Source organism: Breoghania sp., from assembly GCF_030066895.1.
In the GTDB taxonomy this organism is placed as follows: Bacteria; Pseudomonadota; Alphaproteobacteria; order Rhizobiales; family Stappiaceae; genus Breoghania.
On sequence record NZ_JASJAV010000026.1, the window covers coordinates 22158 to 31341 of the forward strand.

Below are 9184 nucleotides of genomic sequence, written 5' to 3' on the forward strand. Positions count from 1 at the left end.
CACGTCCTTCAGGAAGGCATCGACCGCCTCATTGAGCGCGGCGGTCTGACTGGCCACCTCCTATGCCGCGTCCTTCACGTCGGCGGCCGAACAAGTGGTGGCACCGGCATCGTTTTGAAGGCTGAGATCGTATCGGCCACATGGCGCGTCCCCTCGGCAGCCTGAGCGACATTGGCGGAGATTTCACCCGTTGCAGCCCCCTGCTCGTCCATCGAAGCGGAAATGGCAGCCGTGTAGCTGTTGACCTCTTCCATGGTTTCGCTGATCGCGCCGATCGTCTTGACCGCATCCACCGTCGATTCCTGGATTGCGGAAATCTGGGCGCTGATCTCCTCCGTCGCCTTGGAGGTCTGGGTCGCGAGATCCTTCACTTCAGCGGCCACGACCGCGAAGCCCTTACCGGCCTCGCCCGCCCGCGTCGCCTCGATGGTAGCATTCAGCGCCAGCAGGTTGGTCTGTTCCGCGATCGCCTGGATCAAGCCGATGACCTCGCCGATCTTGCTGGAGGCAGCCGCAAGGCCTTCCACCTTTTCGTTGGATGCGCGCGCGCCGTCCGTCGCCTTGGTGACGACGCCGGTGGTGCGCTTGATCTGCCTGCGGATCTCACCGATTGACGCCGACAGCTCCTCCGCCGCGCTGGCCACCGTCTGCACGTTGGACGATGCCTGGCCGGAGACCGAGACCATCTCGTCCACGCGCTGCGAGGTGTTGTCGGCGACCCCGGACAGGGTCTGCGCCGCGCCGCTCATGATCTGTGTCGCAACCGCAATCGCAGCAAGGCGTTCGCTTATCTTATCTCTCCGCGGAATGTTTCGATACGCGCGGTGATCAGGGCCTATTTGTCGCGTTCCTTCGCCCCGCGCGCCTCTTCCGCCTCCAACAGCGCCGTCGATTGCGAACGGGCATCATTGGCCACTTCGACGGCGTGCTCGGAATGCGCAAACGCCTTGGTCAACCGGTCGACGAGCCAGACGAGCACCGCGAGTTCGATGACGACGACCAGCGCGTGCATGATCACCCGAAAGAAACTGCCGCCATCAGGAAAAACCGCATAGGGGTACAGGAAGTTCAACGAAAGGTGATGGACAGCGACGACCCCGGAATAGGCCACGAGAGCGCGCTGATCGACCCATCCGGCCAACGCGATCGCCATGACCGATATGGCCAGATCCGGACCGCCTTCATGATAAAAGGCGACGCCGGCCACAAGCGCGGCGTTACACTAGGCCAATCCGACGAACGCCTTGGCAAATTGCTCTCGAAGAGCATCCAGGGAATTGGGATGGGAGGCAGACTGCACTCTTCGGACGTCAAAAGACTCTCTGTTCCACAAGGCACGCACCGGCAGCCGTCGGATCGGCGACGGTCCACGCTCCGGCGGAATAAAGACGGGAAACGAAGTCCGGTCGGGAAGACGAGGCCACGACGACCCAATCGGCAAAGCCCGATCGCACGAAGCGACCGTCCGCCGCAGCCACGACAACGAGCGCGGCGGAGGCCGATTGCCACGGCGAAACGATGACCGCCACCTGATCTCCTGATCGCGGCGCGAGCCCGATCGCGACGATTCCGGTGGCAACCGCAACGCTGAACAGCGAAAACAGCATCCAATCACGCCACGCCAAGACGCTTCTCCTTGCGTTACTACGTTCGTTGTAACCTTTTATATTTATAATATTAAAATTTCCCTAATAATCATAAACACTTATAATATTTTTATTGTAGTACATTTATCTGTCGTTACTTTTTTCTACCAAGTGATTAGATACTTCACGTAGCACCGATGCATGACTCCGCCGCAGAGCCGCGCACGGCATTGAATCTTCCGATGCGAAACTTCCCGTATCCGCTGGTTGACAGTATTGAACGGAACGAGAATTCTGCGGGCTCTTCGCTGCCTTGTCTGCCTTGTGAAAGGTCTTGCCGGCGATGGTGGAGGAAGATGCGCCAGAGTTGTTCGACAGCGATATTTCAATGACGCAAGACAAATGGGACGAAACCAATCGCGCGAATAATCACGAAAAAGCAGGGAGTGAAAAACGCCCCGAGGAAGTAAGCCGCCGATCTCTGATCGGCCGGTGTCGGCGGCGGTGCCGCTGCGATTGTCGCCGCCCCTGCCGTCGTACGTGCGCAAACGCAAATCACCTGGAAAATGGCGACGAGCTGGCCCAAGGGTTCACCCGGGCCGGGGATCAACACCCAGCGGTTGGCCGACATGATCACCGCCATGTCCGGTGGGAGACTGACCGTGCAGCTTTTCGGCGCCGGAGAACTGGTAACGCCGTTCGAGGTCTTTGACGCGGTGACCTCAGGCGCGGCGGAATGCGGCCACGCGACGCCCTATTACTGGCAGGGCAAGGATCAGGCGTTCCACTTCTTCACCGGCGTGCCCTTCGGCCTGACCGCGCAGGAACATGCCGGCTTGCTCTATTTCGGCGGCGACCAAGAACTGTGGAACCAGGCCTATGCGCCCTTCGGCGTCGTGCCCTTCCTGGCCGGGTCTTCCGGTCCGCAGGCGGACGGCTGGTTTGCAAAGGAAATCAATACGCTCGATAACCTGAAGGACCTCAAGATGCGGATCGCCGGACTGGGCGGAACGATCCTGCGGTGGCTGGGCGTCAACGTTGTGCTGCTGCCACCGGGCGAGATCTTCGCCGCGCTTCAGGCGAGCACGATCGATGCCGCGGAGTGGGTGGGACCGTGGAACGACCTCGCCTTCGGGCTCTACAAGGTCGCCCATTACTACTACATGCCCGCCTTCCAGAAGCTTGGCCCGGCACTTGAGCTGATGGTCAACCAGGCCGCGCTCGACACCCTGCCCGACAACCTGCGCGAAATCGTCAAGCGCGCGGCCATGGCCTCGGCGATGGAATCGCTTGCCGACTTCACGTTCCACAATGCGGAAAGCTTCCGTCCGCAGCTTGAGAAACCGGATGTGAAACTGCGCACCTTCTCGCCCAAGATCGTCACCGCGCTGGCGGCGGAAGCGGAGAAGGTGCTGGAGGACATTGCGTCTGCCAGCCCGCTCGCCAAGGAGGTCTACGCCTCCTTCAGCGCCTATCGCGCCAAGGCGATCGACTACGCGCATTCGGCCGACCTTGCCCACCTTGGCAATGCGCGACAGCGGCCTTTCGGAGCTCTGACGAAATCGAGCCCTCCCGCGTCAAGCGCCCCCTGATAGGAATCGCGCGAGGCACGTGCCGCAACCAGCGAACCATTGTCCGGCATGAACAGGGTGGAGCGGTATTGCGTGCCGATATCGTTGCCCTGTCGCATGCCCTGCGTGGGATCATGTCCCTCCCAGAACTGCGCCAGCACCTGATCCAGTGATATTGCCGCCGGATCGAAGACGACCTTCACCACGTCCGCATGTCCGGTGCCGCCACTGCACACCTCCTCATAGATCGGATTGGGCGTCGCGCCACCCGCATATCCCACGGCGGTCACCCAGACCCCGTCAAGCTGCCAGAAGGTGCGCTCCGCTCCCCAGAAGCAGCCCATGCCGACGAGCAGACTGACGCTGCCTTCCGGATAGGGACCGGCAAGCGGCCGATGATTGACGTGGTGCGTTTCTGCAGTCGCAATCGAGGTCTCACGACCGGGCAAGGCCTCATGGTCGCCGGGCAACCGGGTTTTGCGGCTCATGATCATGAAATCAAAAAGGCTCATCCTGTGCGTCCTTCTGAGAGATAGAAGAGGGCTGCGGAAAGAAGAACCGGTTGATATGAGATAGGTTCGCTGTACGGTTCGGCAACGGCCGGGCGAAGTCACGATCGCGCGAAGTGACGGCAGGCGGGCGACGATCAGATCACGCCGGCATAACGACGCGAGCGCCGGGTTCCCAACCAGACAAACAGGGCGCCAAGCACCCCGGCGACAGCCCAGGTCGGCAGCATCAGGATCCACTGAATGACGGGATCCCAAAGCCACGGCACCTGACTTTGCACGCTCAGGCGCGCGGCTTCGAGGCTATCGGGAAAGAATTCGACCCAATGGACCCCGAGCGGCGTCGACACGAAGTGCGAGGCGGCAATCGATTTCGTCCCGTCGATGACGGCCGCAACAAGCGCGACGGCCACGAAGAGAATTCCGATAAGACGCGAGAAGAACGACAGCATCGATTGCTCCCAAAGCACCAAAGGCTCGACCGGGACGTTCATCGCTCGGACAGATTTACCTTGAGAGAAATCGCCCCGGAACAGGCCCCAGCCGCACACTCCGATTTCCGGTAAACCCCCGCCCAGATCAACGCGTCGGTGTCACCGCTTCGCCCTTGAAATAGTCCGTTCGCCCCCTTTGGGCAATGGTGCGTCGCGGAGCAATGACGAAGGGCCCGCCGAAGCTTAGCCCGGGGCGGCACGGAGAGGCTCGGCAGACCTGGAAATAGGCCAATTGCGGATAAAGCGAAAAAGCCGCCGCAGGGCCCCTTGCGCTCGCGCCCGCGATCGCTACATTATGCCTCCTGTGGGCACTTGCTCAGGCGATCTCCTTCATCTGGCGTTTCGCACGGGCTTGATCACTTTTTCGGCGCAGGGAAGACACCGCTTTTCCGTCGACAAATCAGGGTTTGACGCCTACGAACGGAGAGGTGGCCGAGTGGTCGAAGGCGCACGCCTGGAACGCGTGTAGGCGGGCAACCGTCTCGAGGGTTCGAATCCCTCTCTCTCCGCCATTTTATACTTTATCTAATTTATTTTATTGGCGTTTATTTCTCACTTTTCTTCCAGCCCATCACACGCCTCAGATATCCTCACCGGCCGCTGCAGCTTTATTCAGAATTTCGAGACCGCGCGCATAGAAAGAGGCAACGCTAGCAGGTAGACGATCCCGCCGCCCCATCGATACGCGCATCGAGTTCATTAAGCTGATCGTCGAAAAACCATACATGAGCATCCCAGAAATACGGATAATTTCCGTAAATTTAATATTGCGTGAATTTAAAAGCGCATTTCTCTATATTGTAATCTACAGAATATCACTCTTCGTGCCGCATAGATCAACATGAGATTGATATGAAATGGAAGATTTTTATTTCAGGATTTGCCTTGGCGGGCGCCGCAGCATGGTCGTTTGCACAGGCTGCCGCCGCAGACGCGTCCGTCTGTCCGTTCGCGGAGGGGATAAGGGGCAAGATTGCCACAATCGGCCCCTTGCGGATCAATTACTGCGAGGGCTTCGGAACTAATTCCGCGGCCAGACGGCTACTCGAAGAGAACGGCGTCTTATCCATAACTTTCTTCGACTCGATAGAAACAGAAATCAAAAAAGCACGAGAAAGTTCGCCAGTATTGTCGAGGTATACGCTCAGACCGATCGAAAAAACCTGGAAAATTTTATTAAGCTTGCGAAGGGTGGTTGGACAGGAAACATAACGCCATCGACGGAAATCCTGCAGGATCCGGAACATCAATCATCAAGCTGTCCCATCGTCCCAAAAGCTATACCGACTATTTTTATTTTCCGCAGGACCGGTCGCTGACCGATGCTGACACCGTCGTCCGCTGAGCACCACTCCGCTCCTTCCGAACAGCACGTTCAAGTCACGCACCGAGGGCGATCTCGTCTGCCATCATTGCGTGTTCAGAATCCGATACCAGGGACCGGTCATGATTGATGCCAATTTCTGGGATATTCGGTGGAACGAGATCGCGGATGTTCGACACACCCTGATCGATCTGGTCGACAGGCTCGTGGTGAAGTGACCTTGTCGCCGCGCGCGCCCAATCCTCGCCCCACTCGCCGCATATTCGAGCCCCACCCCGCCGATGCCATGCATCCACCTCGGTGCCGAGCAACGGAGATCCGGCAACTCATCAAACGCCAGTCAGCCGTTGCGGACGTTCCGAATTTCCGCGTGTATACCGTAAGATCGACGATTGCCCCGGTGTTCGACGAGGTGCGTGCGGCGTTCGGAGAGTTCTCGGCAAGATAAGGTGCACTGGCGGGCTGCGGCGACAGGCATGACTTGCGACGTGTATCTCGCTCAAGACCCGAGGTAGGCTCCGGTGGCGTCGGCTCTTCGGCTAGTCTTGGCATCCGAAGGATGTACAGAGGCGGCGTCTGAACTGGTGCCCCTGCAACCTCTACCGTCAGCTTCGGTAATGATGCCCTGTGCATTCATTGCCGTGATCGACAACGCCTCCCTGTGGGCAGATCGACAGCCAGCCCCCTCGCGGACCGCGCATTAGTCACGAGGGGATGAGTTGCCACGAAATGCAGATCCGGCTCACTCATCCCTCGTCTCGCCCTCAGGGCTTCGGCGTAAGCCGAACCAATGCACCATTGTCGGCGTCGGTGAGGATCATCAAGGCTCCGTCACCCTGCGAGACGTCGACGTCCCGGATGCGGTTCTCGCCCTGGAGATAGCGGGCTCCCCCCACCACACGGCCATCCCTGATCGGCAACCGGACAAGGGCGCGGCTTGCAAGACCCCCGATGAATGCGTCGCCACGCCAGGCCGGGAACATCTCGCCTTCATAAAAGACCAACCCTGACGGCGCGATGATCGGGTCCCAGTAGTAGACGGGCTGTTCGACGTCACCGCGTGCCGTGATGCCATCTCTCTCATCGGGGCGCCCGAGTAATTTTCGCCGTAGGTGACCTCCGGTCAACCATAATTGGCGCCTGGTTTTGGACGGTTCAGTTCGTCGCCACCACGCAGCCCATGTTCAACAGTCCACAGCGCTCCGTCAGGTCCGATTCCTGCGGACTGAATGTTTCTGTGTCCGTAGGACCAAACTTCCGGGAGACCGCCGGCGATTTCTATGTTTCCCACCGCAGGCCCGCCCACCGGATCGATCCGCAACACCTTGCCCAGATGGGTACCCACATCCTGGGCGAGCCGCGACCCGAAATGAGAACTGGACCGCCAGGCTGGTTGCTGGGTAAAGATCACGTCGACCGAGGTCAGGCGGCTCTTGTCATCGGAGAGAACGCTGGTCGCGACGGCGGTGGCGTTCTTCCCGCCTTCCATGGGCCGGGAAAAGCTCCACCAGAGACGTCGGGTCTCGGCGAAGTCATCCTTGATGACAACATCCAACAAGCTCCCTGCCCCCGAGCGGCGACGTCGGGCAGGCCCTCGATGGGGCCCGAAAGGGTGCCGTCAAGAGAGACAATGCACATGCGGCCCGGCCGCTCGGTGACGATCCAGCAGCCGTCAGGCAACTGATCCATGCCCCAGGGATGCTCCAATCCATCGACGATGGTCTCACCGACCAGTGCCGGATCATCCGTCATGACGGGGGCACAGGTCTGGTCTTCGAAGGTGGGAACTTGCCCTGAAGCATTGGGGGAGCGGCGTTGAAATCCTGCGCCCATGCGGCGGTGCTGCTGGCGAACAAGCCAGCGATGATCACGCCGAGGTGGAGAAAAGTGGTCATCTATTCCTCTCCTTTTGGTGCGCCTCGCCGTTGTCGAGGCGGGGTATGGACCCGATCCGCGTGCCTTCGGCTTCGGATTTTCCGTTCGGGCTTCAGACGTTCTGACCATTCGCAATTAGTGCCGGTATCGCCAGGCAATTAGCCAGGCAGGGCTGATAAGTCTTATGGGGAGAGTTCAGAAATGACACATCAGTCAGGATGCACGCGGTCTCAAACCTCCCTTATGGCATGACGCAGAACGAAGCTAACGCGGAGACACGTGTCGATTGATGAGCCGACGACATAAGCTCAAGAGCGATTTATCGGCTAATCCTTCCCTCCCGCGTGTCCTAAATTGCGGTCATCAAGAAAACGATACCTGCGTCCTGCGATCTGTAAGGCGTCTGAAGGCGACTTCAGGAAGCGCGGACGGATGTTCCATTTGCATCCAGCTCCTTCGGACATGCCGACGTCGTCGCAGATCGTGCCTGCCATTGCCAGGACAACAAGCCGAACACCCCGAAAATGTTTCGTGAAAAAGAAGCGGCAGTCATCACTGCCGAGAAAGACGATGTCGCCGTCGAAGAAATCAGGAGCGAGCAAGAGGTGTCATCCGACAGTGTTACTCAGCTGCATGTTATAGCCGTCCTCAGCGCCTTGATGGCGTTCGCGTCCATTTCGACCGATTTCTATCTCCCCGCCATGACCTCTGCGCTGGGCGCATCGGAGGGTATGATTTCCTACACCATCTCCGGCTATCTGATCGGCTTCAGTTTCGGGCAGCTGGTGTGGGGACCGGTCAGCGACCACTATGGCCGCCGCGTTCCGATCGCCGGCGGACTCGTCCTCTTCGTCATAGGCTCCGCCGGATGTGCGGTCTCGCAAAGTACCGAGGCCGTGATCGTCTGTCGCATCGTGCAGGCGTTAGGCGCCTCTGCCAGCGTCGTGCTGTCGCGCGCTACGGTCAGCTTCTGACCTACCGTCGTATCCTCGGCTATGTGGGAGCAGGCGGCTTCTACTATGTGGGCATGTATGCCTACATCGCCGGATCGCCCTTCGCCTTCATCACCTATCACCACGTTCCCGCGCACTACTACGGCTTCATCTTCGGATCCGGCATCCTCGGGATCACGGTCGCGAACACGATCAACATGCGGATCGTAAACCGGCTGGGCATCGACAAGACGCTCTGAGGCGGCGCCCTTGCCGTGGCCGTGGTGACGATCGCACTTGCGGTCGTGTCCTATACAGAATTTGGCGGCGTATGGGGGCTTATCATCCCTCTGGTCATCTTCGCCTCCTTGTACGGGCTTCGTCGTCGCGAATTCGCTCGCGGGTACGCTGAACGATTTTCCCGACGAGGCCGGGGCGGTGTCCGCTCTGGTCGGTGCGCTGCAATATGGCAGCGGCATTGCTGGGTCGGGGCTGGTCGGCCTTCTTGCCAACGGCACGCCCTGGCCGATGGGCGTTGTCATAGGCGTGACCGGCATCAGATGCCTCACCTCCACGTTGCTGCTGCGGCGTGACACGACGCGATTGTAAGGGCGCGCTCTCGTCCGGTCCCTATGAGAACGCGGCCGACGGACACAACCAGGATACAAGAATGGCGATCTCTTCCGGAGCCCGCCATTTTCACTTTGCCGGCCGAAACTGTGACGAAATCAGCGCTTCCTGACCGGACATGGCGACCACGTTTGCCGGACCGCGCGCACCATGGATCGTGATCCGGTCGAGCGCCGCGTTGAACTCGGAGAGTTCCTCTGCGGTGAAGTTCACCTCGGCGGGGGGGGGGGGGGGCTACCAGGGGGCGATCGCGCCGCCTCTGC

At 59.7% G+C, this 9184-nt stretch carries 13 protein-coding genes and 1 tRNA gene; 6 read left to right on the plus strand and 8 right to left on the minus strand.

The window, feature by feature from the left end:
- Positions 1–74 precede the first annotated feature (74 nt).
- The 3 genes from QNJ43_RS21070 to QNJ43_RS21080 all read right to left on the minus strand — a co-directional run bounded on the left by QNJ43_RS21070 (position 75) and on the right by QNJ43_RS21080 (position 1625).
- Positions 75–749: a methyl-accepting chemotaxis protein gene (locus QNJ43_RS21070; RefSeq protein WP_300472774.1), complete on the minus strand. Its 675-nt coding sequence runs from the start codon at positions 747–749 to the stop codon at positions 75–77.
- An 86-nt stretch (positions 750–835) separates the two neighbouring features.
- A complete protein-coding gene (locus QNJ43_RS21075) occupies positions 836–1207 on the minus strand; it encodes a hypothetical protein (protein WP_300472777.1) in 372 nt (123 codons plus the stop codon).
- A gap of 103 nt (positions 1208–1310) precedes the next feature.
- The gene (locus tag QNJ43_RS21080; protein WP_300472778.1) at positions 1311–1625 is read right to left on the minus strand and encodes a hypothetical protein; all 315 of its coding nucleotides are present in this window, start codon (positions 1623–1625) and stop codon (positions 1311–1313) included.
- 527 nt (positions 1626–2152) lie between these two features.
- On the opposite strand from QNJ43_RS21080, the gene QNJ43_RS21085 reads away from it, so the two are divergent.
- A complete protein-coding gene (locus QNJ43_RS21085) occupies positions 2153–3178 on the plus strand; it encodes a TRAP transporter substrate-binding protein (protein ID WP_300472781.1) in 1026 nt (341 codons plus the stop codon).
- Here QNJ43_RS21085 and msrA read toward each other — a convergent pair.
- Both msrA and QNJ43_RS21095 read right to left on the minus strand, forming a co-directional pair.
- Positions 3079–3651, minus strand: coding sequence for a peptide-methionine (S)-S-oxide reductase MsrA (gene msrA, locus QNJ43_RS21090; protein WP_300472804.1), 573 nt, complete (start codon positions 3649–3651; stop codon positions 3079–3081). The two genes, QNJ43_RS21085 and msrA, sit on opposite strands and share 100 nt — an antisense overlap.
- Before the next feature lie 152 nt (positions 3652–3803).
- The gene (locus QNJ43_RS21095; RefSeq protein ID WP_300472783.1) at positions 3804–4217 is read right to left on the minus strand and encodes a hypothetical protein; all 414 of its coding nucleotides are present in this window, start codon (positions 4215–4217) and stop codon (positions 3804–3806) included.
- 365 nt (positions 4218–4582) lie between these two features.
- Between QNJ43_RS21095 and QNJ43_RS21100 the strand changes: the two genes are divergently transcribed.
- Together QNJ43_RS21100 and QNJ43_RS21105 are read left to right on the plus strand one after the other, a co-directional pair.
- Positions 4583–4672: transfer RNA gene (locus QNJ43_RS21100), tRNA-Ser, on the plus strand.
- Positions 4673–5012: 340 nt separating this feature from the next.
- Positions 5013–5372: a hypothetical protein gene (locus QNJ43_RS21105; protein ID WP_300472785.1), complete on the plus strand. Its 360-nt coding sequence runs from the start codon at positions 5013–5015 to the stop codon at positions 5370–5372.
- A gap of 876 nt (positions 5373–6248) precedes the next feature.
- Here the strand turns inward: QNJ43_RS21105 and QNJ43_RS21110 are convergent.
- Together QNJ43_RS21110 and QNJ43_RS21115 are read right to left on the minus strand one after the other, a co-directional pair.
- The gene (locus tag QNJ43_RS21110) at positions 6249–6611 is read right to left on the minus strand and encodes a PQQ-dependent sugar dehydrogenase (RefSeq protein WP_300472787.1); all 363 of its coding nucleotides are present in this window, start codon (positions 6609–6611) and stop codon (positions 6249–6251) included.
- The gene (locus QNJ43_RS21115) at positions 6608–7039 is read right to left on the minus strand and encodes a PQQ-dependent sugar dehydrogenase (protein ID WP_300472789.1); all 432 of its coding nucleotides are present in this window, start codon (positions 7037–7039) and stop codon (positions 6608–6610) included. Before QNJ43_RS21115 ends, QNJ43_RS21110 begins: the two co-directional genes overlap by 4 nt.
- A gap of 844 nt (positions 7040–7883) precedes the next feature.
- Between QNJ43_RS21115 and QNJ43_RS21120 the strand changes: the two genes are divergently transcribed.
- The 3 genes from QNJ43_RS21120 (at position 7884) to QNJ43_RS21130 (ending at position 8900) form a co-directional block, all read left to right on the plus strand.
- Entirely contained in the window at positions 7884–8333 is a 450-nt protein-coding gene (locus tag QNJ43_RS21120) for an MFS transporter (protein ID WP_300472791.1), read from the plus strand.
- Positions 8334–8356: 23 nt separating this feature from the next.
- Entirely contained in the window at positions 8357–8551 is a 195-nt protein-coding gene (locus QNJ43_RS21125; RefSeq protein WP_300472793.1) for a hypothetical protein, read from the plus strand.
- A 178-nt stretch (positions 8552–8729) separates the two neighbouring features.
- Complete coding sequence (locus QNJ43_RS21130; RefSeq protein ID WP_300472795.1) at positions 8730–8900, plus strand: hypothetical protein; 171 nt, start codon at positions 8730–8732, stop codon at positions 8898–8900.
- Positions 8901–8990: 90 nt separating this feature from the next.
- On the opposite strand, the gene QNJ43_RS21135 is transcribed toward QNJ43_RS21130, so the two are convergent.
- Positions 8991–9134, minus strand: coding sequence for a hypothetical protein (locus QNJ43_RS21135; RefSeq protein ID WP_300472798.1), 144 nt, complete (start codon positions 9132–9134; stop codon positions 8991–8993).
- Between the last annotated feature and the right edge of the window lie 50 nt (positions 9135–9184).

What these genes read in the sequence shown, in the direction of transcription:
- QNJ43_RS21070 (WP_300472774.1), bottom strand. Translation starts at nt 749, where the DNA reads ATGAGCGGCGCGGCGCAGACCCTGTCCGGGGTCGCCGACAACACCTCG.
- QNJ43_RS21085 (WP_300472781.1), top strand. Translation starts at nt 2,153, where the DNA reads ATGGCGACGAGCTGGCCCAAGGGTTCACCCGGGCCGGGGATCAACACC.
- msrA (WP_300472804.1), bottom strand. Translation starts at nt 3,651, where the DNA reads ATGATCATGAGCCGCAAAACCCGGTTGCCCGGCGACCATGAGGCCTTG.
- QNJ43_RS21105 (WP_300472785.1), top strand. Translation starts at nt 5,013, where the DNA reads ATGAAATGGAAGATTTTTATTTCAGGATTTGCCTTGGCGGGCGCCGCA.
- QNJ43_RS21120 (WP_300472791.1), top strand. Translation starts at nt 7,884, where the DNA reads ATGTTTCGTGAAAAAGAAGCGGCAGTCATCACTGCCGAGAAAGACGAT.